21 protein-coding genes and 1 tRNA gene are annotated in these 23,574 nt (G+C 45.9%); 9 read left to right on the forward strand and 13 right to left on the reverse strand.

The features are described 5' to 3' along the window. Positions 1–73: 73 nt before the first annotated feature. From ACQ4M5_RS09620 to ACQ4M5_RS09635, 4 genes are all read right to left on the reverse strand, one after another. Positions 74–2,308, reverse strand: coding sequence for a hypothetical protein (locus ACQ4M5_RS09620; RefSeq protein WP_430675363.1), 2,235 nt, complete (start codon positions 2,306–2,308; stop codon positions 74–76). 192 nt (positions 2,309–2,500) lie between these two features. Further along, on the reverse strand, positions 2,501–3,031 hold the full coding sequence (locus ACQ4M5_RS09625) for a hypothetical protein (RefSeq protein ID WP_430675364.1): 531 nt from the start codon (positions 3,029–3,031) through the stop codon (positions 2,501–2,503). Beyond that, positions 3,028–4,758, reverse strand: a complete 1,731-nt coding sequence (locus ACQ4M5_RS09630; protein WP_430675365.1) for a hypothetical protein — start codon at positions 4,756–4,758, stop codon at positions 3,028–3,030. Before ACQ4M5_RS09630 ends, ACQ4M5_RS09625 begins: the two co-directional genes overlap by 4 nt. Positions 4,759–4,767: 9 nt before the next feature. After that, positions 4,768–7,299, reverse strand: coding sequence for a hypothetical protein (locus ACQ4M5_RS09635; protein WP_430675366.1), 2,532 nt, complete (start codon positions 7,297–7,299; stop codon positions 4,768–4,770). A 255-nt stretch (positions 7,300–7,554) separates the two neighbouring features. On the opposite strand from ACQ4M5_RS09635, the gene yidD reads away from it, so the two are divergent. Together yidD and ACQ4M5_RS09645 are read left to right on the forward strand one after the other, a co-directional pair. After that, positions 7,555–7,773: a membrane protein insertion efficiency factor YidD gene (yidD, locus tag ACQ4M5_RS09640; protein WP_430675367.1), complete on the forward strand. Its 219-nt coding sequence runs from the start codon at positions 7,555–7,557 to the stop codon at positions 7,771–7,773. Then, positions 7,770–8,462: a M15 family metallopeptidase gene (locus ACQ4M5_RS09645; protein WP_430675368.1), complete on the forward strand. Its 693-nt coding sequence runs from the start codon at positions 7,770–7,772 to the stop codon at positions 8,460–8,462. Before yidD ends, ACQ4M5_RS09645 begins: the two co-directional genes overlap by 4 nt. A gap of 5 nt (positions 8,463–8,467) precedes the next feature. On the opposite strand, the gene ACQ4M5_RS09650 is transcribed toward ACQ4M5_RS09645, so the two are convergent. The 3 genes from ACQ4M5_RS09650 to ACQ4M5_RS09660 form a co-directional block, all read right to left on the reverse strand. Next, the gene (locus ACQ4M5_RS09650; protein WP_430675369.1) at positions 8,468–9,112 is read right to left on the reverse strand and encodes a Uma2 family endonuclease; all 645 of its coding nucleotides are present in this window, start codon (positions 9,110–9,112) and stop codon (positions 8,468–8,470) included. 484 nt (positions 9,113–9,596) lie between these two features. Beyond that, positions 9,597–10,037 (reverse strand): peptidylprolyl isomerase, encoded by a 441-nt coding sequence (locus ACQ4M5_RS09655; RefSeq protein ID WP_430675370.1) that lies wholly within the window; start codon positions 10,035–10,037, stop codon positions 9,597–9,599. A 59-nt stretch (positions 10,038–10,096) separates the two neighbouring features. Then, positions 10,097–11,227 (reverse strand): cob(I)yrinic acid a,c-diamide adenosyltransferase, encoded by a 1,131-nt coding sequence (locus ACQ4M5_RS09660; protein ID WP_430675371.1) that lies wholly within the window; start codon positions 11,225–11,227, stop codon positions 10,097–10,099. A 160-nt stretch (positions 11,228–11,387) separates the two neighbouring features. Between ACQ4M5_RS09660 and ACQ4M5_RS09665 the strand changes: the two genes are divergently transcribed. Beyond that, positions 11,388–11,918 carry a phosphate-starvation-inducible PsiE family protein gene (locus ACQ4M5_RS09665; protein ID WP_430675372.1) on the forward strand — a complete coding sequence of 177 codons (531 nt, stop codon included), beginning with the start codon at positions 11,388–11,390 and terminating at the stop codon, positions 11,916–11,918. A 281-nt stretch (positions 11,919–12,199) separates the two neighbouring features. Here ACQ4M5_RS09665 and ACQ4M5_RS09670 read toward each other — a convergent pair whose 3' ends face one another. From ACQ4M5_RS09670 to ACQ4M5_RS09690, 5 genes are all read right to left on the reverse strand, one after another. After that, positions 12,200–13,594, reverse strand: coding sequence for an amidohydrolase family protein (locus ACQ4M5_RS09670; protein ID WP_430675373.1), 1,395 nt, complete (start codon positions 13,592–13,594; stop codon positions 12,200–12,202). Between the two features lie 23 nt (positions 13,595–13,617). Beyond that, complete coding sequence (locus tag ACQ4M5_RS09675) at positions 13,618–13,929, reverse strand: Mpo1-like protein (RefSeq protein ID WP_430675374.1); 312 nt, start codon at positions 13,927–13,929, stop codon at positions 13,618–13,620. Positions 13,930–14,275: 346 nt separating this feature from the next. Continuing rightward, a complete protein-coding gene (locus ACQ4M5_RS09680) occupies positions 14,276–15,052 on the reverse strand; it encodes an MBL fold metallo-hydrolase (protein WP_430675375.1) in 777 nt (258 codons plus the stop codon). A gap of 35 nt (positions 15,053–15,087) precedes the next feature. Further along, positions 15,088–16,455 (reverse strand): TRAP transporter large permease, encoded by a 1,368-nt coding sequence (locus ACQ4M5_RS09685; protein WP_430675376.1) that lies wholly within the window; start codon positions 16,453–16,455, stop codon positions 15,088–15,090. After that, a complete protein-coding gene (locus ACQ4M5_RS09690) occupies positions 16,455–17,009 on the reverse strand; it encodes a TRAP transporter small permease subunit (protein ID WP_430675377.1) in 555 nt (184 codons plus the stop codon). Before ACQ4M5_RS09690 ends, ACQ4M5_RS09685 begins: the two co-directional genes overlap by 1 nt. Before the next feature lie 132 nt (positions 17,010–17,141). Here ACQ4M5_RS09690 and ACQ4M5_RS09695 point away from each other — a divergent pair. The 4 genes from ACQ4M5_RS09695 (at position 17,142) to ACQ4M5_RS09710 (ending at position 21,206) form a co-directional block, all read left to right on the forward strand. Further along, positions 17,142–17,213 (forward strand) — tRNA-Asn (locus tag ACQ4M5_RS09695). A gap of 10 nt (positions 17,214–17,223) precedes the next feature. After that, entirely contained in the window at positions 17,224–18,384 is a 1,161-nt protein-coding gene (locus ACQ4M5_RS09700) for an aminotransferase class V-fold PLP-dependent enzyme (RefSeq protein ID WP_430675378.1), read from the forward strand. 497 nt (positions 18,385–18,881) lie between these two features. Beyond that, on the forward strand, positions 18,882–20,351 hold the full coding sequence (locus ACQ4M5_RS09705; RefSeq protein ID WP_430675379.1) for a GUN4 domain-containing protein: 1,470 nt from the start codon (positions 18,882–18,884) through the stop codon (positions 20,349–20,351). Between the two features lie 6 nt (positions 20,352–20,357). Beyond that, positions 20,358–21,206, forward strand: coding sequence for an Rpn family recombination-promoting nuclease/putative transposase (locus tag ACQ4M5_RS09710; RefSeq protein WP_430675380.1), 849 nt, complete (start codon positions 20,358–20,360; stop codon positions 21,204–21,206). 61 nt (positions 21,207–21,267) lie between these two features. Here the strand turns inward: ACQ4M5_RS09710 and ACQ4M5_RS09715 are convergent, their stop codons facing one another. After that, complete coding sequence (locus tag ACQ4M5_RS09715; protein WP_430675381.1) at positions 21,268–22,473, reverse strand: phosphoglycerate kinase; 1,206 nt, start codon at positions 22,471–22,473, stop codon at positions 21,268–21,270. Positions 22,474–22,553: 80 nt separating this feature from the next. On the opposite strand from ACQ4M5_RS09715, the gene ACQ4M5_RS09720 reads away from it, so the two are divergent. Further along, on the forward strand, positions 22,554–22,985 hold the full coding sequence (locus ACQ4M5_RS09720) for a universal stress protein (RefSeq protein WP_430675382.1): 432 nt from the start codon (positions 22,554–22,556) through the stop codon (positions 22,983–22,985). Positions 22,986–22,989: 4 nt separating this feature from the next. Continuing rightward, entirely contained in the window at positions 22,990–23,574 is a 585-nt protein-coding gene (locus ACQ4M5_RS09725; RefSeq protein ID WP_430675383.1) for a Uma2 family endonuclease, read from the forward strand.

A 23,574-nucleotide genomic window follows, 5' to 3' on the forward strand; every position in this document is an offset into this window, starting at 1 on the left:
CCGGGGCGAGATAGCGCAGAGGACGAAACGCCCAAAATACCTCTTGTTAAGATTGGTGCAAGTTTAAGTCGAACTACACACCAACAGGCATCCGAAGCGCCAATGTTAGTGAATCAGACAATTGAGGCGTTGCATTCATCTTGCGTTCCGAACCATCCGCCATGTAGAAAACAGCATTCCAGCTATACTTGTTCAGATGCTTGTCTTTCAGCGGCACAGACCAAGTTTGAGGTGTCTTTGCACTCGCATCGAAAGTTAAATCCGTTCGTGCAATGATGTCATTCTTGAGGTCTTCATAGCTCAGAGATACAACTACGAGCATTACCTTGTTAAAGTCAATGCCAACCGGAACAACTTTCACATTCAGCATATCCTCGATCTTGCGACCGACCATGATCGTGATGTCATCCGTCTCAGTTTCGGGAATTTCCTCAACTTGACCATTTTTAAGCTGGATTGTACCTTTGTAGACTACAGTTCCGCCAGATTCGTCGATCGCTGGAAATGTCCAATCAAAGAACGGCTGAGATTTGCTCAGGGCAACGGTTGTAGATTTGATGTACTCATTCTTAGCATCAATGTACTTGACATCGACAAAGATGGTTTGAATGTCTTTGTCGAGATCGCCTGCTGCTCGTAAGCTCACCGTCTTCGTCGCATTGAACGGATCATTGATGTAGAGTTGCGGCGATCGAGAAGTTTTCTCAGTCACTTGGTACTCTTTACCATCTGCCATAAAGTACTTCACAGTATAGCGATACGGCGTTTTCACAGGTGCAAATACAACTTCTCTCAGCCTTGCTTTTGGATTGCTCTTATCGAGTAAATATTCGCGCTCAATTTGACCTACACCTCCTTCTGAGGCATCATAGGCGAGTTTTACTTGAGCTTGAGTGACTTGATTCCAGTTCAAATCGCCGGGGAGGATGTCGATCGCTAAAATTCCAGTCTCACCTACGTTGATTGTGAGAAACTTTTCATCAGTAACAGCTTCTTGCGACTTGTAAGCGCGGCTCTGGTTTTTGTAGTTCACCTGATACCAATACTTGTAAGTCCATTCGCCATTTTCGATAAATGACTTGAACTTCTCAACTTTGTCAGGATTGTTAAAGCTGAACTCATCAATCTGGTGAACTGTGCCTTCCTGATAGTCCAGGTGAACTTCCACACTATCAAGCGGCAAATCTTTGAAGTCAGCATTCACGCGAGTTGTAACCTGCAAGGTCTTGAAGAACGGATCATCCAGATCGACAGTCGTTGCATAGTCTTCCCATTTCAGCGGCTTACCATCTTTATCGAGCAGAGTCGTAATCGGCTGCAACATTCCTTGAGGAGCCATATTCCATTCTACGGCTTGACTTTCTTTGTAGGAATTATTAAAGCTACTGAACTTGTATTGACTCAGCCGCAGATGAAAATCGGTTGCATTGTCAGGAATTTTCTTCTGCTCTTCGGTGAATGGCTGCAACTTGTCTTCGTTAGAATTCTTGATTGCTTCTGCTAAAGAATTCATTGCCCAATCGCGAATTTTTTGCTTGACATCATCGGATGTTTTGAAGTCTTTGAAGTCGATTTCAACGCCGCCCCATTGATACTGAGTTGCATATTCGCTCACAGTTTTGTTGATGGTAGTTCGATTGCGATTTGTGCCACCAAACAACCAGCGCCAAACTGTACCAAATGCTCCCTGGGATTGTTCTCGTTTGGTAAAATCTTCAACAAAGCTTTGAAACTTGCTGGAATCAAACCAGATCCGAGCCGTGATTGCAGGCAGTTTCACGACACAGTAGAGATCATAAGCAACTTGAACAAATCCACCTTTGTTTTGGAGGGCTTGCTCGAAGAAGGTTGCACCAAGATCCGTTAATTCGATAGTAAATGGGGTGATGTTCCGTCCGTAAAGCGAGGGTTTTCCAGGGTTGAAAACGGTTTCAACAAACTTATCGCTGATGCTTTCAACGTTGAGCTTTGCAGTTCCTTTGGTATAGGTAATGGTTCCAATCTGAACTTGAGGCTTTGGATTGCTACTTGGGAACAGTTGATCAACTTGTTCTTGAAGCTTTTTGACAATGAGTTGTTTCTTATCTTCAGGAACACTAAACTCGACATCGCATACTAAGAAACCGCCGCCTTTGGTTTGATCTGCTCGATCGATAGGCATCCGATATTTGTAGAAGCTAAACGATGGGCGACCGTCATCATTCATCCGAAAGCGTGGCAGGTCAGGGACGAGATAGAACAATGTAGGGTCTTCGTCACCATAAACTGTGATACCTTCGATGACTTGAACTTTTTCAATTTGTAGCATGATTGTTAGTCCTGATGTTGCGTATCTGTGTTAATTCTGCGAAATCAGAGGGGGAAATGAGAGTAGCCGATCGGGGAATGTTTAGAGGGTGTTTGAAAAGCAATCGTTCATCGCATTCACCCGCCCGGAAATTCATTTCCGGGCGGACTCGCAACGCAGCAAAGCCGCTTTTTATACTCCTCAAACATCCTCTTAAATGGCTAGAACTTGAACATAGTCCATTCCATTCCCACAGCCAAACCAGGTACTTACATCCGTAGTTCGCTCAATAACGGATGCTCTTAACACTGCTTTGTAAGTAATGATTAATTGTTCTTTTCGACCATTAAAAGCCGCGATCGCTTGTGCTTTCTGATCGCCTTCAAGCTGCACACTAAACACCGCTGTGTAAGGTGGATAGCCTGATGATTCACTCTCACTGAGAACTTCATAATCACCCTTGTTCGTTCTCAGCGATAGTGTGACTGACTCAATAGACAGTGGAGCAGGCTGTAGAGAAACGGTTTCTAGCTCGAACTGTTCTGTGATCGCGCTTTCCAATTCTTCTAATTCCTCACTCCGGACACTCCATTCACTGCTTAATTGCAGCATTGCAACTTGATCCAGCACAATCATGGATGCCGCAGGATGACCTTGAGGCGTTTCTTGAGACTTGGGAGTGCCCGGAATGTAGTAAAACCGAGTCGGATCAGAGCGATCGACATAATATTCAATGTCCTTCATGTTAAATCACCTTGAATTTTGAGTGGAACAAATGGAGACTGCACCTCTGACCATTCGGCAGCAGGTTCACGGCGCGGACGATAGCGATATACAGCTTTGAAGGGTGATTTTGCAAACCAACTCCAAACTTTGATGGGATCAGCAGGTGTGAAGAACAAGATGCGGCTTTCCGAGGAATCTTCGGGAATTAGCTCGATCGCATAAACTTTCAAATCGCCACTAAATTCGCATTCAATCCTGACCTGATGTGCTCCATACTCTCGAAATGAGTGCAGACCGATTTGGCAGTTTTTTGCAGGGAATGGAGGGATTTTGAGCGTTTGAGAACTATCGAGAGATTGCGCTGTTAGTTCAAGTGTTGGATTTGTCGCAGTCTTTGGAAGTGCTAATGCAAGTTCACTGTCAAGATCAAACCATTGTGCATTCGATTTTTCATGGTCTTGCCAGCGACAAATTCCTTGAACTTTGGCAACCGATAACAGCGATCGAGCAATATCCATCAAAATGAAATTCACTGGGAACTGATCGGGACGAATATATAAGCGATCGCCCTTGTGTACAAAGTTCTCACTGTTCAATTGCTGAATCCCGTTCACATCCTGAACTACGACCGAAGTTGAAAAAGTATAGTTCGGCTGCTCATTCGGAGAGAGCCTAAGAAGTAACTTTGCCGAGTCATTTGGTGGAACCAATTCAGAGGAAACGATTCGCGCTTGAGGACGATGTGGAAGCACAGGAGGCGCTTTGAGACAGACACTAATCGAAAGTACTCCAGGTCTACGATCGGGTAAATTTGCCGCAACATTGATCGACCAAGATCCTGTAGGAATTGCAGGCACGATCGCTTCTTGAAAAATGGCGCTCAATCCTCGCTCCTGAACAATTCGACGTGCAGAAGCTAACGGATCAAGCGTTAAAATCACTGTTCGATAAGCTTGCAATGGTTGAGACAAGTCCCATTCATAGTAACCTGAACTAACAGACGCAAGTTCAATATAAGCTCTACCGTCATTGTTTGGAGAAGGAATGAATGTTCCAAAATGAGCGCGAACCCAATCGGTCATTGTTTCCGCAAGTTCAGGATTTGAACTATCTCCAATGATTTCCAGCAGATTTAGATTGTTTCGGAAGAAGGTTGTAATATCCTCGCAAGCAATCTGTCGAGAGTTACCTGATAGACGATCGAGCAATACCGCTGGATCAAATCGAACTCGAATCGGTAAACGCGGCGCAACTCCAATCATCTCCATTTCAGCCCGCGCCATTAGTTTGAGAATGTTCCCTATCAATGCGCCTTTGAGTTCGATCGCAGTTAAATCCGAAACGGTCAATCCATATCGCGCACTGGTTAAACCATTCCAAGCGAGTGGAATTGGAACTTTAAGATCATCTGGAGCTTGATCTGCATACAATCTCAGAAATCCTGCTCTAAAAATCACAGGTTGAATCGTTGCATCCGATATCTTAGTTCTGATAGCCTCTAGCGCTTCAGTGAATGGATAATGTGGCTGCAATCGGAACTCTAACAATCCATGTGGTTTTGGGGGAAGGATTGGATTCTGACCGCGAACTAGGATGAGGCTGAAATCGGGTTTATCATTTGTGTTCCCAATGTCGATCGCATTCGGCAATACGAAGCAATCTCCCGCATTTTCATAGGGATAAAACACCCAACCCTGATCGAATTGCAGCGGTTTTTGAAAGTCTGGAAGTCTTTGAAACGACATTATGACCTCCTAAGCGATTGGCGGCAGCTTCTCAGCCGTAATCCATAACGGTTCTCGACTTTCCGATCGCCATTGTCCTGCTGTGTCTTCAAGACTCGTTCCATTGCTGAGAATCACTTGCGATCGATAGTCATAACTCCCGGTATCTACCTTGTTCAAAATCCAATCGCGAACAGGTGTAACCAGATCAGCTTGAACAATCAATCGATCTGGAGTTGTATCGCGCAGGAAGGTGATAGAAGTGCCTGATTTGAGATCAATGCTAATCGCTGCAATACGATCGCCAAAAATAGCATTCACGGTTCTGACTTCAAGTTTGCGCTTGTAAGTTGCAGTTGAATCAAGTCGAACAATCGAACTCCAGATTGCTTCTCGATCGGCAATGACATCAACACCACTAAAATCGAAAACAGCTTGAGAACTATTATTGAGCGGAATTGAACTATTTACCGTGAGATTGATTGAAGCACCCGGAGCAAGATCGATCGGGAAAGCAAGACCCGTAATCGTGGCTTGGACTTGTAGGTTTGTATTGATTCTGGCAGAGAGGGAATTGAGCCGAATGGGACTCTCGATCGCATTCTTCAAAGTGACTTGAATTGTTCCGGTAGTAATGTCGATCGACTGAGTTACATCAAAGATTTCTCCGACCATATCATCGACTTGAGCAATGAACGGAATTACTTCGATCTTACTGTTCGGTAAGCTTACTTTTACTTGTCCCTGAAACAGTTGCGTTGAAGTAAACAAAGCATTGTAAATCTTCTGAAAGGCTTTCATTGAAAGCGTACAAGAATCGCGAAAACCGCTTCGCATCTCGACTAAAACATTCGATCGCTCTCGATAGTCCAGCGAACCATCTTCTTTCGGCAGTCCTAAGAACAACTGAGGAGAAGTTTCAGTCACTAGCGGCTTAAATTCAACACCCGGAGAAGGTTGGGGGATGTATTGCTCTAAATCTCTTGCCGCTGCTACCAATCGAGCAGGATTCACATGAGGATAAGCCCAGAACTCGATCGAGACTTGCATCTCTTCAGAGCCTTCGATCGGCTGAAACTCCATCGATAGCATGGGATAGTGCGGACTCTCTGGACGACGCACTAATTTGAAGCTATCCGGCAGATAGTAAAATACATGACGTTCCGCCGGATCTTGATAGTAGCTGTAACCGTTCGATTGACGAAAATCAAGCTTAAAGCTGGTATTGTTGTCGGTTACATTGCGATAGATGTAAGGATATAGACTTGGAGGAAAAACAAACGGACGGTATTCGCTCTGAACATCTAGCACCCGCGTTGTTTCGCGAAACTGAGGTTCAATCGGTGGACGATATGTAATCCATTGAATCTTAAGATTATAGCCATATTCAATGACTTGAACTTTGGCAAAGTTACCACCATTTGTTCTAACTGCGAAAACGCTTCCATTTGTTAGATTGTTCGTGCGGTTTGGTGCAGGATCATCAGAAATCACAATGGGAGGACGTTTCACCGGAATTCGATCGATAGGAAGTCGATTAATTCGATCGACCGGAATTCGACTTACAACATCGACTCTAAGAAGCTCGTTTTTCGGACTCACTCTTCCCGGATCAATGCCGCCAATCGGTCTTCCAACTCTATCAATTCGATCAACAATATCAATCGGAAGCCGTTTCCGCCAAACTACGATCGAGCCATCAATTGGATTAGAACTATAAGACAGCGATCGCAGTTCATCTACAGTAATCGCATCAAAATCGCGCATTCCCAAGCTCACAATCTGAGCATTGCCTGTTGGAGTCATCTTTCGCAATACGTCCGTTTCTTGCTGCCAAAAAACATCGCCTGTCGCTTCTGTTCCTGTATCAAAGTTAAAGCTCCAAGTTCCGCGAATCGTTCCCGTTCCAGAAGACACGATCGAAGTCGCAGTTTGAGAAAGTGGAAGTGCGATTTTTGTCGATCGACGAACTGTTAACATCGCAGCATAAGCCGTATTGGTCAAAGCTTGATAGACTAAACCCCGTTCTGCCAGCGAAGAGAGTTGTAAAACCGCTTTGATTCCTTCCGGTTCTGGTGTAATTTCCTGAAAGATTAGCTCTTTTTGTCCAGCATTCGGATCATTCGGGTCAAGGCGATGCTGCAAAATTACACTGGTAGAATGATTCAATTCTTGAGCCGATCGCGCTTGTTCCTGAATCACCGGAGCCGGATATTTCTCAAGATGAATCGTCAAACTCCAACCTTGAGGACTTTCTGCCATGAGCATCTGAATTTGTTGATTGCGTTCAGACACTCGATATCGCGGCAAATAATACTTCGTTCCACCCGTTGGAGCTTCAAACAGAACTTCATCGCTGACCGTTCCATCTAAGCTAATCGGAACAGTGATTTGATTGCGCGGAACACCGTTGATCGGTTCGCGAATCAGTGCAATTTTAGAGGCTAGATCAGGATTAATCCATTTGACCTGATCGAGTGGAATTCGAGCGGCTGCGATGTCTGTGGCTGAGATGGCTTGCGAGAGTTGAAGCGTTCTACGATCGCGAATGTTGGTAAACACAAAGCTCTCCTTGATGCGTGGCTTTGTTTCTATGGTGGAAGGCGCGATCGAGCAAAGGCAGTACCCATCCGGGGAGTTTTTCGTTTACGATCGAACGATAGCCATACTTATCTCAGTTAAGACACTCTAGAAAGCCCCCCAGCCCCCAAGTTTGGGGGAGCAAGAGTCTTAAGCCCCCAGAATTGGGGGTTTGGGGGCAACTCCGAGGATGTCCTACTCTAAACTTCTACCGCTATATCACTGCCTGTTCTCTGTATGAAAGTTCTACTAATCGGACTCGTCAAAGCCTATCGAGTTGCTATTTCGCCGCTATTGATGCCGAGTTGTCGGTTTCATCCCACTTGTTCGCAATATGCGATCGAAGCTCTCAACACTCACGGTGCACTTAAAGGAAGTTGGCTCACAGCCAGTCGAATCTGCCGCTGTCATCCTTTCAATCCCGGTGGTTATGATCCTGTTCCAGAGAAGAAATGATGAAACCGTATCAAACAATCGCGATCGCTGAATGCAATGAACCGTTAGTTGAGCTTCCCCAACAATTTGCACGAGTCACTCCACATCCGTATGCAAAATTGGGCGCACCGTATGAAGATCGCTCTCCCTTTTTTGTAAGACAGGGGATTCTCGATCGCTTACTGATTGCAAATTTTCAGCTTCAAAAACTGCAACCCGGTTGGAAGATTCAAATCTTTGATGCGTATCGTCCGGTTGCAGTTCAGCAATTTATGGTTGATTACACGCTAAAAGAATTAGTCAATGCGAACGGACTCGATTTAGAAACACTATCCGGGACGCAAAGAGAAGAATTCCAGCAACAAGTCTATCAATTCTGGGCAATGCCAAATTTAAATCCCGCCACTCCGCCGCCACATAGTACCGGAGCCGCGATCGACATTACATTGCTCGATGAAACTGGAAATGCGATCGACATGGGTTCAGAAATCGATGAAATCTCTCCAAGATCGTTTCCAAATCACTTCGAGAATTCTGATTTACCGTATCACCGACACCGAGAAATTTTGGCTAAAAGTATGATCTCCGCAGGTTTTAAGCGCCATTGGAATGAATGGTGGCACTTTTCTTATGGAGATCAGATCTGGGCATGGCTGACGAATCAGGACAATTCGGAGGCTTATGCGATCGCCAAATATGGCAGAGTTTGAAACTGCTATTCGTTTACAGGGCGAAATCGTTGTCTGACTTCTCGCAACATTCGGCTTGTCCCTTGAGCGATCGCAGTTTGTACCAGTTGCGGAATCAGTGTAATGATGGGTAGCTCTGGAAACGTGGGACTGGTAGAGGATTCAACGTAACGATCTCCCTGCAACAAACTGATTTTGAGAGTGTGATTGCGGTAGACCCAGATTTCAGGAACGCGCATCGCTTCGTAAGCACTAACTACGGTGATTGAGGTAACATCAGCTTCAATGGCTAAATCGGGTGGCGGATAGTTGTCTAGATTTAGATCAGTGCAGCCTTGAACGAGTGCAGCATTCTGAATGTAGAAGCAGGTATCAGGTTCAATGCCAGCAACTTCGGGACGTTTGAGTGTTGTGGAGCCAAAATTTTCCCAGTCGCGTCCTCGTAGCTCTAATAAGGTTGTGAGAATGTGAGTAATAATTCGATGAGAGCGTTCGTAGATAGTAGGTGAAGACGCAATTTCTAATGTGCCTTGATAGTATGCGATGCGGGTGTTTCGGCTTTCTCCCAAGTCTGTGAGCAGGGTTTCAAAGTCCTGCCACGATAGGTTGTAAATGCTCATCATGCTGCCGGGAGCAAGTTCGATCGCATTAATCGGAATTGTTAGAGTCATGATGTAAACCTATTCTTAAAGATTCAGAAGTTGATACTCATCGGGCGAGTCGTCGAAAAATCTTAGTGATAATAGGATTCTATAAAAGATTTGCTGAAAGATTGCACATCTCCCAGCAAACCTAAAAGCATGTTTGAAAAGTGTAAAAAGTCACTTCACTGCGATGTCTTCTCGCCCCGGAATGGAATTCGGGGCTAACCGAACGAAGTCCACTGAAGGGACTAATAGCCGATAAAACTCACGTCTTTAGGAGATTTCTACGAAAGAGCTTACCGCTTGAAAGACTGCCCTTCGGCTTCGCTCAGGGCGCGATCTCTAGCTGACTGAGCGAAGCCGAAGACAGCGGGTAATTTGTTTTCGATAAATCTCCTTAGTCCTTTGAAAAGGACTTTCCCCTGATAGCCCCGAATTCATTCCGGGGCGAAATCGAACGAAGCGAGAAAACGAAAACTTTCAGGCTTTTCAAACATCCTCTTAGACAGTTCTAAGCCTCAATCTTCACCGACAAAATACGATCGTTGCCACGAATCGCATTCACGATATCCATATCTTCAGTCTTACCAAACACCGTATGAACGCCATCCAAATGGGGCTGTGCAGAATGGCAGATAAAGAACTGACTTCCGCCCGTATTGCGTCCTGCATGAGCCATCGATAAGCTTCCAGCCTGATGCTTATTCGGATTGATCTCGCAGTTAATCTTATAGCCAGGTCCACCCGTTCCAGGCATTCCCGACGCGCCTTCGCGTGTATTCGGACAACCGCCCTGAATCATAAAATTCGGAATCACCCGATGAAACGCCAAGCCATCGTAGAATCCCTTATTTGCTAAATTCACAAAGTTCTTCACGGTATTTGGCGCATCTTTATCAAACAACTCAAGGTTGATTGTGCCTTTATCCGTTTCCATGATTGCGCGAGTCATATTGGCGCTCCCTTAATTTTCAGCTTTTCCATCCTATCAGGCAGTTCACGATCGCATCATTAAAAATCGACCCCCCGTTTCAGATCAATTCCTTTCTCTGCGTAATGTTTGTGACAGACCATCTCCGAGTGAACCGTTGCTAAATCAAAGTAAGCAGGCGGATTCTTACAGCGTCCAGTAATTACAATTTCCGTATCACGCGGCTTTCTTAACAAAGCTTGTACGATCGGTTCTTCGGGTAATAGTTCTAGATCAACTGTCGGGTTCAATTCGTCCAGAATAATAGTTTTATACAATCCCGATGCGATCGCGGCTCGTGCAATTTCCCAACCGCGTTCCGCCTCGACATAATCTAATTCTTGCTGTTGACCACGCCAGACGATCGCATCTCTACCCGATCGCTGATGATCAACCAAACTCGGATAGCTTTGTCTGAGTGCATTAATCGCCGCATCTTCGGTGTATCCGCTTCCGCCTTTGAGCCACTGCATGATTAACACGCGATGCGACTTATCTTGACTAATGCCTTTCCCGATCGCTTGCAATGCTTTTCCTAATGCACTCGTCGATTTTCCTTTCCCTGCACCCGTGTAGATTTCAATTCCTGCAATGCCTTCCTCTTTTGCCACATGATAGTGCGGTTTCATTTCAGAATGCAGATCGGCAATATCAATCAAAGCTTGTGGTGCAGCCCGACCCGTGACAATCACTTCCATGTGATCGGGCTTGTGTTTTAACGTTCTCACTACGTCATCAACCGCAAGCAATCCAAGATCCAGCACTGGATTCAGTTCATCCATTACGACGACCGAATAAAGTCCGGATGCGATCGCACCCTTCGCGACATCCCATCCTCTTTGAGCTTCTTGTCGATCGAACTTCGTAATCTCATCGGCTCCGAAGAATTCTCCCCGTCCCGTCCGAACTTGGTCGATTAGATGCGGAAACGCTCTTTGCAGCGCTTGAATCGACGCATCCTCGTCATACGTCCGTCCAGGACCTTTCAGAAATCGGAGAAGTAACACTCGTGTTTGAGAAAAAGTTTGAATTCCCAGCCCGATCGAGCGCAGCACCACGCCTAATGCAGCCTGAGACTTTCCCTTGCCTGCACCGTCATAGACATGAATTTGTCCGGTCATGCGTTCTGATCGCGCTTGGGCGGTGCGAATCCCCACGCCTGCTCTAGTCATATCGATCGCCGTTTCTAAATGCAGATTTACTGTAACAGTTTTCTTAGAAATGGAACATCGATCCTTGATGAAATCGATAAAGCACTCTGATGTAAAGTCTCTTGAAATATAAACTTCACTCAACTTAAATAGGAATCAGTCTCATATCAAGGAGTACGAAATGCAGGATTCGATTAAGCCATCGTTTACACCTATGACTGAAACTGATCGATGGTCTGCAAATTTCAGCCGAAATCATGTCGTCAAAGCATTAGAGACGGTTCAAGATCTGATCGTCGTATCGTTATGTATCGGATTGTTCTGCGTAATGGTAATTCAATTACGCGCCATGTTCATTTCTCTGTTTCCCCCGCTGCACTTTCATGAAGTCACGGCAGATATTTTGTTTTTGCTGATTCTGGTTGAGTTGTTTCGATTGTTAATTATCTATCTGCAAGAGCAGCGAATCTCGATCGGGGTTGCAGTCGAAGTTGCGATCGTTTCGGTTTTACGAGAAGTCCTGGTGCGCGGAATCTTGGAAGTACATTGGACTCAAGTTCTGGCGACTTGTTCTTTTTTGATGGCGTTAGCATTTCTGCTGATTGTCCGAGTCTGGTTGCCGCCGACTTTCAAGGGAATTGACCCGGAGAAGCGGTTTTCAGCACAACATCATGAGAAAGATTTTGAATCTATTTCGCTGAATGGACACTAATTTCTGAAGCTGAGTAGAGATTAGAGGATGTTTTAAAGGTAGCCGTTCGGACGCATTCATCCGCGCCGGACTGGAAGTCGGCGCTAACAGTGCGAAGTCCGGTAAACGGGACTGAAAATCCTGAAATTGGCTCCTAGTCCCCTTCAGTGGACTTCGTTCTGTTAGCCCCGAATTCTATTCCGGGGCGGGAGGGCAACGTGAGCGCAGAGCCTTTTTATACTTTTAAAACGCCCTCTCAGAATGGCGTAGAGATGACTAGCACCTCTGCGCCATTTTTCGATCTAAACCGCTGCTCCAACCAAGTTCGAGGACTGAGGCAGAGAGTTTCTAAGTCGATCGCCATACAATGCCAAAGCATTCCCGCTCAAGAGCAGTTCCAAATGAGCACGATCGTAATCCGAAACTTCAGCCGCCGATTTTACACAGTCGCGCAAAACTCCATCCCAGTGCCCGTAATCCCCAGAGAAACAAGTCAACCGCTTACCCATTTCACCCATCGCCATTGGCAGGTAAGCAGGAGCCGGATCATCCGATTCAAACGAGGTAAAGATCTGACCCCGATCGAAGTAATCCATCGGATCACGATGTTTTAGATCGAAATGCTCGTACAAGCTGGAATCATCGATTTTGCTTGGGTCGTGCTGTTTTGTCCAAAGCAAATCGAAGAGGTTTTTCGCCTGCGTGACGATGCTGCTACTGTTATGTGCGCCGCGTTCTTGAATCATCAGTTTCGTGAACTCGATCGCAGATGGACGATATGGGTGTTTCGGGTCAAAGTCGCGAATCCGTTTTTCCCAATGTTCATGAAACGCATGAGCCAAATCGGGAAGCCACCCACAGCCGCCTTCAAGGAATCCTACTCGCAACGTTGGATAACGCTCAAACACGCCATCGAAGACCATTCGAGCAAGTGCTAACTGCTGCTGATTGCGCTGCACAAAAATGTGACTCAAGACAAACGTTTCAGTGTGATCAGACAAGCCACCGACCATGTACGAACCGGGACCACCGTGAATTCCAAGTGCAATGTCGAGTTCAACCGCAGTTCGGATAATCGGGTCAAAATCGGGATGCGAAATCGTTTTACAAGTGCGAACTTCAGGGAAAGCTTCGGGTGCTTTCGGATGTGGAATTGCAATATTGGGCGGAACTGCTACCCCGATGAGTCCCAGTTCTTCCACACACCGCCGCATTTCCTTCACGGATTCTTCGACATCTTGAATCGGCAGAACCCCGATCGCTTTCAGTCGTCCATCATATCCACGACAATCATCAGCAATGTAATTGTTGTACGCTTTGCAGAGTGCAACGGCTAAATCTCGATCGAGATAACTGCCAAAACTCAGATTCCAAGTTCCGAAAATCACCTGCACATCGATTCCCTCTTGATCCATGTGTTCGAGGCGAATCCGGTTGAAGGCGGCTCCGAGTGTCGTTTCCGGGTGCAAGTTCCGGAATCCACCTTTGCCCAATCCTTGAGGTTGCGGAAACAGGCGCACCAAATCGTTTTGTCCAGTTGCAGGATTGAAATCGACGATTCGCATTCGTTGATCGCCGAGATTATCCACGATTAAACTAACGCGATCGCGATATTCCGGTTCAATATAATCGCGAATGATTAGCGGATTCTCCAATTTATGAGCATCAGCATCAATCACGAATATGCCGTTATACATAAACGATATCTCCAGAGTGAATATTATGAGTGTGCGTTGAAGCGTTGCAGGAGTTCTCGAAAGCCAAACCAATGATCAAATGACCAAGACAAAGAAGCGAGAATCGTAATACCGGGATATTTGACAAATGCAGGCTCGTTTTTTTCAAACACTGCATGACCGCCCAAAGCAAACACTTGGGTGAGGACTAAACATACGATCGTCAATCGCCAGTCAATAAATAGAAGAATGACAGCAGCGATCGCAAGCAGATTAGTTAAATGATGCAGTGCTTGATTGATTGGATGTTGATGAGATGCAATAAAGTGAGCTTTCGCTTCTTGAAAGTAGCTCATGACTGCCCTCCGAATGGATACAGTTTCACGAACGATAACACTAAGTAAACGAACGGCTGAGGGGATTCAGGAATATTTAATTTGACGATCGTAGTTCGTAATTTTAAGCAATAGAAAGCAACATGAACTCTTAGAGGATGTTTGAAAAGTAATCGTTCATCGCCTGAATCGCCCCTCGAATGGAATTCGGGGCTATCGGAACAAAGTCCGTTGAAACAGACTGAAGAGGATCTGACGACTGGCTTTTAGTCCCCTTTAGTGGACTTCCTCCGATAGACCGTGATTTCTAATCACGGGCGGAACGCAATCGCAGCGAAGAGTCTTTCTATACTTTTCAAACATCCTCTTAAAGCGAATTTGCGATCGCACCTGCCTGCACCGAAATCTCAAACCGCTCTCCAGGTTTCGGCTCAATCACTTGAGTGTTGAGATTGGCTTGAACGAGCTTCGATCGAAAATCTTCTGTTGTTCCGATCGCTTTAAGCAATGGAATCAAGATTCCTTCAAATTCAATGTCTCCACCTGCTGCGGTCGGCAGAATGACTTGCGGCTGAACTTGTTTCGCCAGATCTAATGCGCTCTCAGTTCCTTTAATAATTGAACCGACTAATGGCAATGCGAGATCAATCAGCGGTGTAATCACAACATCGATCGGACTTGGCAATACTGAAGGATGATTCCCGTGTGGCTCGTAGTAAAGCGTTACGCCTGTGGGTAGTTCGGTTAGCAAGTAGCCGTTTTCTTGTGTGCCAGGTCCTAATTGCGATCCAACTGTGGCTTGAATTTGGACGAATTGATCGATCGTATAACTTTCCCCATGCTTCAAAGCTGTGATCGATGTAAAACCAATTTCCTGTACCACCTTTGCAGCACTCGGAGAAGCAACAACTGGAATTGAATGATCGAGCCGTTTCAATGTTTCAGGATGAGCGTGATCTTCGATGCCTTGAGAGAGCAAGATTAGATCGATATTTTCGGGAATGGTGCGATCGCTCGATCGTTTCCCTTTAAACAACCAGCCAATACCGCCGAACAATTCCCCAACCAGCCAAGGATCGAGCAGGATTCGCTTGTCTGCTAATTCAATCAGCCAAGAATTACTATCAAGCCAAGTGAGATACATTGTTGCTGACCGGAATGCTACTAAACTTTACAGTCTCATGTTTTAGCGATCGACGGCAAGAAACTAACAATTCCCGGAAAGACGATGATCAAAATCAACACCAACAATTGCAGCAGAATGAACGGAATCACGCCTTTGTAAATGTTGGCAGTCGTCACTCCTTCAGGTGCAACACTCCGCAGATAAAACAATGCAAACCCAAATGGCGGAGTCAAAAACGAGGTTTGCAAATTTGCACCTAAAACAACTCCATACCAAACTAAATCGAGATTTAACTGACGCGCCACAGGCACAAACAGCGGAATCACAATAAAGCAAATCTCGAAGAAATCGATAAAGAATCCGAGCAAAAACACGACGAACATACTGACAAACAAAAATCCGACTTCTTCACCGGGCAAGTTTGTCAACGCATCAAACACAAAGCGATCGCCATCCAGTCCCCGAAATACCAAACTAAACGCAGTCGAGCCAAACAAAATAAACACGACCATCGCCGTATTTCTGAGTGTCACATCACACACGCCTTTGATCGATTCCCAACTTAATTGGCGATTCAATGCCGCAAGTACGATCGCGCCTAAGCTTCCAGCTGCGCCCGCTTCGGTCGGTGTCGCATATCCGAAGAAGATACTACCGAGAACGAGCAGAATGAGAACTAAAGGAGGCACGATCGCATTAAACACCCGTCCCAAAAATCCTTTACCGCCAAACTCTTTCCGCACTTCTTCAGGTAATGCAGGCGCAATATCCGGACGAATCCAAGCCGATATCAAAACGTGCAGCGCAAACGCTCCCGCCATCATCAATCCAGGAATCACCGATCCCACAAACAAATCCCCAACCGAAACCCCTAACTGATCGCCCAATACAACCAGCACCACGCTCGGCGGAATAATTTGTCCTAGCGTTCCCGATGCTGCAATTACTCCGGTTGCTAATTCTTTGTTGTATCCATATCTCAGCATGATCGGCAGCGATATCAATCCCATTGCGACAACCGTTGCCGCTACTACTCCCGTCGTTGCCGCTAACAATGCGCCCACTAATACGACCGCTAACGCCAATCCGCCCCGAAGCTTACCAAGCAGGATTCCTACAGTTTCGAGTAATCGTTCTGCAATGCCCGATCGCTCTAACATCGATCCCATGAAAATAAAATACGGAATCGCCAGCAGCGTATAGTTCGACATCGTTCCAAAGATTCGCTGCGGCATCGCTGTGAGAAATATCGGATCGAATACGCCTAAGACGATACCGATGATTGCAAATACGATCGACACTCCCCCCAGCGCAAATGCGACCGGATACCCAAACGACAATAGAACGAGCGCCCCCAGAAACATCATCGGACCGAGCCACTCTGAATCGAAAACAATCTCATATTGATTCCAAAAATCCATTATTCACGCTCCTGTAGATGTCCACGAAAAATCGCCCAGTTCTTAATCAGTTCTGAAATTCCTTGCACAATCAGCAGCGCAAAACTGACGATAATCATGGTCTTAATCGGGTAGCGCGGCAATCCACCGGGATCAGGTGAAACTTCTTGCGTGATCCAAGATTCCACGATCGTGCCCCACGAAAAATAAATCACCAGAACACAAAACGGAATCAGGAAAAAGATCGTCCCCAAAAAATCCGCCAGTGCTTTCGTTTTCCGATTCCACCGACTGTAAAACACATCAACTCGCACATGTTCATCGTGTTTCAGCGTGTAAGCGGCTCCAAGCAAAAACACCAAGTCAAACACATACCATTGACCTTCGATCAGCGAATTCGAGGTGAGACTTTGCCCGATCGCTTTTCCGACATATCGCCCGATCACGTTCCAAACTCCGAGTGCCACCATCAGCAACACAAGCCACAGCGTCAAGCGTCCGATGATTTCGTTGAATCGGTCGATCGCACGAGAAATTTTCAGTAAACGGTGAATCAATGGGGGGTCTGATACCATGAGATCTGCCTCGATCGCGGTTTTTTCATTTGACCATATCCCGCTGTCCGATTGGCGATTTGAGCAATTTTGAAAAATAACTTGCAAAGTTTTGTACTTTCTTGTTATTATCAAATTCGCAAACGAGCGCAATCCTCAGTAGCTCAGCGGTAGAGCGATCGACTGTTAATCGATTGGTCACAGGTTCGAATCCTGTCTGGGGAGTTTAACTAAAATGAAACAGTTCTGGTCACTTGATCCAGATTGCACATTTCTAAATCACGGCTCTTTCGGAGCTTGTCCGATTCCAGTCTTAGAAGTTCAACAAGAATTTCGATCAAGATTAGAACGGCAACCGCTCCGATTTTTAGGACGAGAATTTGAGCCGTTACTTGACCAAGCACGAGAAGCATTAGCCGCATTTGTGGGCGCAAGCGTTGAAGAATTAGTCTTTATTCCCAATGCAACGACGGGCGTAAATGCAGTTTTACGATCGCTCTCTTTTTCCCCTTCCGATGAACTTCTTACAACCAGCCAGGAATACAACGCCTGTCGAAATGCACTCGATTTTGTAGCAGAACGATCGGGAGCAAAAGTAGTCGTCGCTGAAGTGCCTTTTCCGATCGGTTCTCCTAGCCAAGTGACTGAAGCAATTTTGGCGAAAGTGAGCGATCGAACAAAACTTGCCTTAATCGATCATGTGGTAAGTCAGACTGGAATGGTTTTTCCGATCGCTCAAATTGTCCAAGCTTTATCCGATCTCGGAATTGATACGCTAATCGATGGCGCTCATGCCCCTGGAATGGTGGATTTGAATCTAACCGAACTGGGCGCGACCTATTATGCAAGTACGTGTCACAAATGGATGTGTGCGCCGAAGGGAGCCGCTTTTCTGTATGTGAAAAAAGACAAGCAAGCCGAAATTCGACCGCTTACAATCAGTCACGGTGCAAATTCTCCGAGACGCGATCGCTCCAGATTTCAGCTTGAATTCGATTGGATGGGAACCGATGACCCGACTGCTTATCTCACTGTCCCAAGCGCGATCGAGTTCATGAATTCGCTGCTTCCCGGTGGTTGGGCAGAACTGAGAGCAAATAATCGATCGAAAGCGCTATCCGCTCGAAAACTTCTCTGTGACCTGCTCAACGTAGCGCCCCCTTGCCCCGAAGAAATGATCGGTTCACTTGCCACAATTCTGCTACCAGATGGCTCATACATCGAGCTTCAAGATGCTTTGTACGAGAAATTCAACATCGAAGTCCCGATCATACCTTTCCCCCAATCCCCGAAGCGACTCATTCGCATCTCTGCTCAGATTTACAACACAATTCAACAGTATGAATATTTAGGAAAATCGTTGCAGACCCTATTGCAGTCTGAAACTTCTCAATAGGATCACTGAAATTTAGAGCGCGATCGCTCTTATAGGTTCCGCGATCCTTACCAGGAAGGTAGGGGTCTAAATTTGCCATCTTAGAATCGGCAAACGACTGAGATTTTCCTTAGTGTTGCCCTCACCTGATACTTCAAATGATGGCTCCTCATGTTTACAGCAAAACCCCATTTTCCCCTCTGGCAATATCTGAACCAGCCACTTTTCCATCTTGCCTACCCACTGGTTCTCAACCCGCGCCGCTATTGGTATCATTACCGCGTCGAACTGCTTGAGCGCTGTCTGATGCAAAGCTGCGAGTCGCAACACCGCGACTAAGTTGGAATCGATAAGAAAATTATTTTTTGACGATCGCGCTTTCGGTCATTTGTTCTAACGCCACCGACCGAGTTAAGCAAAGTGCGATCGTCTTTTGGTGTTTGGAGAATGTTCGGTTAAGCATTTGTTAGCTCAGGGCACACTTGCCAGTAGCAACTCCACAAAATTCGTACTGAACAATGGTTCTTCAATACATTACTGCCGCAACTGCTTTCATCGATGGTGCTAGTCGTCTTGTTGAGACGCTTAGAAATGCGTTACCCCATACATCTTCTAGTACACCAGGTTTAGTTTCTTCAGTCCAACAGAATCAACGCTATTCAGAAGCTTTGCAACTCTATCAGCAACAGCTTGCACAATCACAGCGAAATCAAGAACAACAATTGCAAGCACAATTGCAGTTTAACAAGCGATTGATTGAACTTTTGTCAGAAGTACAAATCAAAAACAATGAGGTTAAGCGGAATGAGCTTCAATTGATTTGGGATAGAGATAATTGGGGTTCTCGACTCAGTAGAGAGGAAACACAACAGATTCTAGGTCAGAACAATCATCATTTACTAATCTTGGTTGCGCCTCCAAATGTTAGCCCAGATTGTCCTGAATCGTTCCGGAACAATCTCAGTCGCGAAGTTGATAACAACACTCGCATATTTTTGAGTCATCATTATTCGCAGAATCAATTCTGTCCGATCGAGTTTTATGGCGACTATTTCAAGAACGCGATCGCAGCAGCAGACGTAAGACGGTTGCAAATCGTTCTAGGTGCTGTTCCAACCGCTGTGATTTACACAGACATTACTGATTACCAGGTTTATTTCCATATTGGATTTTGGGGATTGCAAGGCACAATTACACAATTCGATATGCAGCCTTGGGACTGGGAAAAAGCGGTCGAAGAACTCAAATCAGAAGGCTTAGATGAGCAAAAAGCTTATCGAAAGATTCGCCAAACGATCGTTGAATTTCACCAATTGTTAGCAGCTTTTATTACTGATTGGTATTACTTGAATCTCAATGTCGCTTACGAACCTCAGCTTTTTCAGCCAGAAATTTCATTTGATGGTTTGCCTAAAGAAGTAATTGAGCAATATACTTCAGTTCTTCGCGAGATTCAGCAGCAACGAAAAGAAGCTTTTGAGCAAGAAGAGGCGCAGAAGAAAGCAGAAGAGACTACTAAAAACAAGCAGAAAGAATTTGCATCCCAAATGTCTGAAGAAGAGAAAAAGAAGCTAAACGAACGCCTACAAAATTCTGAAATCAGTTATCAAAAACTCAGGTCTTTACTGGCAACAAAGCAATGGAAAAGGGCTGATAAGGAAACGTATAGACTGATGCGAGGTCTTATCAATCTTCCCTACTCTAAGCTTGATGCAGTGCAAACACGTTGCCTTCCCAAAGCAGATGTTCACAGAATTGATCAGCTTTGGGTGAAGTACAGTAAGGGGCAATTTGGCTTCAGTGTTCAGAATAAAATTTGGCAAAGGAGTCGTTTTCGTGCTGAGTTTTTGGATCGGATTGCTTTTTCTGAGCCTCCCGCTTACTACCACAGAGAATTTGATCTAGGCTCTCCGAAAGGCTCCCTACCCTGCAAAATTCTTTGGGAAGTAGATTACGCCGTTCTATATGACGAGTTTTTCACTGATTAAGCCCGATTGCTATCTCAAGCCCCAATCAAGCGCGATCGCTCCACAACAATCATTAACCTTTCAGAGCGTACAATCTTACTATTTCCAATGTACGACGATACTTGCCGCTTCCTTGCCGAGCATTTCTCAGCCGACTTTGCCAGTTGGCTACTCGGTGAACCAATCACACTGACCGAAATTCAGCCTTCCGAACTCTCCCTCGACCCAATTCGAGCCGATGCCCTGATTCTATTGGAATTAACTGAGTCCGTTTTGCATCTTGAATTTCAAACGCTACCGAAAGACAATGTTCCATTCCGAATGTTGGATTATCGGGTGCGAATGTACCGCAAAGACCCAGCCAAACCGATGCGGCAGGTCGTGATTTATCTGAAGCAAACGGCATCAGAACGGGTTTATCAAACGAGCTTCTCAATGGAATTTACACATCATGAGTTTGAAGTGATTCGCCTCTGGGAGCAACCCGCGTCACTCTTCTTGCAATATCCTGGGCTGATTCCGTTTGCGGTTCTCGGTCAAAGCGCCGATGCAGAAGAAACGTTACGTCAAGCGGCTCAGATTGTCGATCGACTTTCAGATCCGGTAGTAAAAGCGAATTTGATGGCAGCATCCGGGATTTTAGCCGGGTTAAAATTAGAAAATGAAATCGTCAATCGTATTGTGCGGAGAGACATTATGCAGGAATCCTCAGTTTATCGTGCCATCGTGAGCGATACCCAAAAAGAGACTAAGCGAGAGATCGCACTGAATCTTTTACGAAGAGGCGCAGACATTGACCTCATTACATCTTCAACAGGATTATCCATCGAAGAAATCCACCAACTCCAACAACAAGACACCCCTTCACAAAATTGAGAAAATAACCCGCCTCGCAACCAAATCTGCAAAGCGGGTTATTTCTAAGATTCAAACAGTCTTACGCTTCATCAAGCGCTGCAATTCCCGGAAGCTCTTTGCCTTCGAGCAGTTCCAAGCTTGCACCGCCACCCGTCGAAATGTGGCTCATTTGACTTGCCACGCCAACCTTCTCAACGGCTGCAACAGAATCACCGCCACCAATAATCGTCGTGGTTCCTTTCGGTGTGAGTTCTGCCAAAGTATGCGCGATCGCTTCGGTTCCTTTCGCAAACTTATCCATCTCAAACACGCCCATTGGTCCATTCCAAATCACGCTCTTGCACTGTTCCAAAGCGGCTTGGAAAGTCTTCACAGAATCTGGTCCGATATCCAATCCCATCCAACCATCAGGAATGTTCTCGACGCTCACGGTTTGAGTGTTCGCATCCGGCGCAAAGTTATCAGCCACAACCACATCAGTCGGCAGTAACAGTTCAACGCCTTTTTCTTTCGCTTTCGCTTCCAAGGTTTTCGCCAGTTCCAGCTTGTCTTCCTCGACCAGCGATTTACCAACCGCCAAACCACGCGCTTTGTAGAAGGTAAAGACCATTCCGCCGCCGATCAGCAGTTTGTCTACTTTGTCGAGCAGCGTTTCGATCACGCCAATTTTGCTAGAAACTTTCGAGCCACCAACGATCGCTGCTAACGGACGCTGAGGATTCTCGATCGCGCTTTGTAAATATTGCAGTTCTTTCTCGATCAGCAATCCTGCCACTGAAGGCTTGAGGAATTTCGTTACGCCTTCGGTCGAAGCATGAGCGCGGTGAGCGGTTCCAAACGCATCATTCACGTACAAATCAGCGATCGATGCTAATTTCTCAGCGAATGCCGGATCGTTCTTTTCTTCTTCTTTGTAGAATCGAACGTTTTCCAGAAGCAGCACATCTCCAGGCTGCATCGCCTCGACTTTCGATTTCACCTCGTCACCGATACAATCATCAGTTTTGACCACGGGTTTACCGAGCAATTCTGAAAGGCGCTTGCCCACCGGAGTTAACCGATATTTATCTTCAGGACCATTTTTGGGGCGACCAAAGTGACTCGACAAAACCACCTTTGCACCTTTAGACGTGAGCGCTTCGATCGTGGGCAATGCTGCTCGAATTCTCGTGTCGTCGGTAATGTTGCCTTGTTCATCCACAGGCACATTAAAATCTGCTCGGACTAAAACGCGCTTACCCTGCAACTCAGCGGACGATAAATCATTAACACTCTTCTTCGGCACGATCTTGGCTCCTAAATGAGTCTTTCTACCTATTTCTTATTTTTCCATTAATCGCGACACCTACGATCGAAGTTTCTGCAATGCTGGTAGAAGAAGTTCGGATGATTGAAATCATGTTTAAAACTGTGTTGTTTCCGATCGATGAAAGCCGCGAGTCTCGTCAAGCCGTCGAAACCGTTTCGGATATCGTCAAAATTCATCAAAGCCGATTGATTTTGCTGTCTGTCGTGGAATCGACTGCGGATCAGCCCGATGCGATGTCTTCCCCGGATGCCGTGGCGAATCTATTGGAAAATGCTCGATCGCTCTTCTCAGATCAAGGAATTGAAGCCGATGCGATCGAGCGCGAAGGCAAACCTGCTTTTACCATTTGCGATGTCGCTGACGAGGTGGAAGCGGATTTGATTATCATGGGATGTCGCGGTCTTGGACTCACGACCGAAGGCGCAACCGATAGCGTCACGAATCGAGTGATCAGCCTTTCTCCCTGTCCCGTTCTTGTAGTTCCATAGCGTTATGACTCAAGCAAAACCCAGATTTGCCACCTTTGAAGAGTACCTGGAATTCGATGACGGTACGGACGAGCGCTATGAATTGATCGATGGAGAGTTATTTGCCTTGCCACCAGAATCGGAACCGAATGATTTTATTCCTAATCTCCTCTTTCTGAAATTAGCAGAGGCAGGAATTCCACCCCGGCTCATTCGTCCGCATACGTGCGAAATTCAAGTTCCGGTTTTGGCAAGAAAAGACGCAGCAAATCGGTATCCTGATTTAGTTGTTCTCGATCCAGTGCATCTGAGCTTAACTCAGAAACGACTCACGATTCTGATCGATGCGCCGCCTCCTCAACTCGTGGCAGAAGTCCTGAGTCCTGGAAAAGCGAATCGAGATCGTGACTTAATCCGAAAACGCGCCCAATATGCCAAACGCGGAATTCCTGAATACTGGCTAATCGATCGCGAGAATCAATCGATTACAGCCCTCACCCTCGAAGGTGAAGAATACACTGAAGTCGGAGTATTTGAGGACGATCGCACAATCGTCTCCCCTCAATTTCCCCAACTTCAACTCACTCCCGCTCAACTTTTCGAGAACTAA

This window comes from Leptolyngbya sp. AN10 (assembly GCF_050565645.1).
Taxonomy (GTDB): Bacteria; Cyanobacteriota; Cyanobacteriia; order Leptolyngbyales; family Leptolyngbyaceae; genus Leptolyngbya.

Coding starts and splice junctions, on each gene's coding strand:
- ACQ4M5_RS09680 (WP_430675375.1), bottom strand. CDS start 15,052: ATGTATCTCACTTGGCTTGATAGTAATTCTTGGCTGATTGAATTAGCA.
- ACQ4M5_RS09705 (WP_430675379.1), top strand. CDS start 18,882: ATGGTTCTTCAATACATTACTGCCGCAACTGCTTTCATCGATGGTGCT.
- ACQ4M5_RS09620 (WP_430675363.1), bottom strand. CDS start 2,308: ATGCTACAAATTGAAAAAGTTCAAGTCATCGAAGGTATCACAGTTTAT.
- ACQ4M5_RS09690 (WP_430675377.1), bottom strand. CDS start 17,009: ATGGTATCAGACCCCCCATTGATTCACCGTTTACTGAAAATTTCTCGT.
- ACQ4M5_RS09650 (WP_430675369.1), bottom strand. CDS start 9,112: ATGACTCTAACAATTCCGATTAATGCGATCGAACTTGCTCCCGGCAGC.
- ACQ4M5_RS09630 (WP_430675365.1), bottom strand. CDS start 4,758: ATGTCGTTTCAAAGACTTCCAGACTTTCAAAAACCGCTGCAATTCGAT.
- ACQ4M5_RS09625 (WP_430675364.1), bottom strand. CDS start 3,031: ATGAAGGACATTGAATATTATGTCGATCGCTCTGATCCGACTCGGTTT.
- yidD (WP_430675367.1), top strand. CDS start 7,555: ATGAAAGTTCTACTAATCGGACTCGTCAAAGCCTATCGAGTTGCTATT.
- ACQ4M5_RS09670 (WP_430675373.1), bottom strand. CDS start 13,594: ATGTATAACGGCATATTCGTGATTGATGCTGATGCTCATAAATTGGAG.
- ACQ4M5_RS09660 (WP_430675371.1), bottom strand. CDS start 11,227: ATGACTAGAGCAGGCGTGGGGATTCGCACCGCCCAAGCGCGATCAGAA.
- ACQ4M5_RS09675 (WP_430675374.1), bottom strand. CDS start 13,929: ATGAGCTACTTTCAAGAAGCGAAAGCTCACTTTATTGCATCTCATCAA.
- ACQ4M5_RS09720 (WP_430675382.1), top strand. CDS start 22,554: ATGCTGGTAGAAGAAGTTCGGATGATTGAAATCATGTTTAAAACTGTG.
- ACQ4M5_RS09645 (WP_430675368.1), top strand. CDS start 7,770: ATGATGAAACCGTATCAAACAATCGCGATCGCTGAATGCAATGAACCG.
- ACQ4M5_RS09700 (WP_430675378.1), top strand. CDS start 17,224: ATGAAACAGTTCTGGTCACTTGATCCAGATTGCACATTTCTAAATCAC.
- ACQ4M5_RS09665 (WP_430675372.1), top strand. CDS start 11,388: ATGCAGGATTCGATTAAGCCATCGTTTACACCTATGACTGAAACTGAT.
- ACQ4M5_RS09655 (WP_430675370.1), bottom strand. CDS start 10,037: ATGACTCGCGCAATCATGGAAACGGATAAAGGCACAATCAACCTTGAG.
- ACQ4M5_RS09685 (WP_430675376.1), bottom strand. CDS start 16,455: ATGGATTTTTGGAATCAATATGAGATTGTTTTCGATTCAGAGTGGCTC.
- ACQ4M5_RS09725 (WP_430675383.1), top strand. CDS start 22,990: ATGACTCAAGCAAAACCCAGATTTGCCACCTTTGAAGAGTACCTGGAA.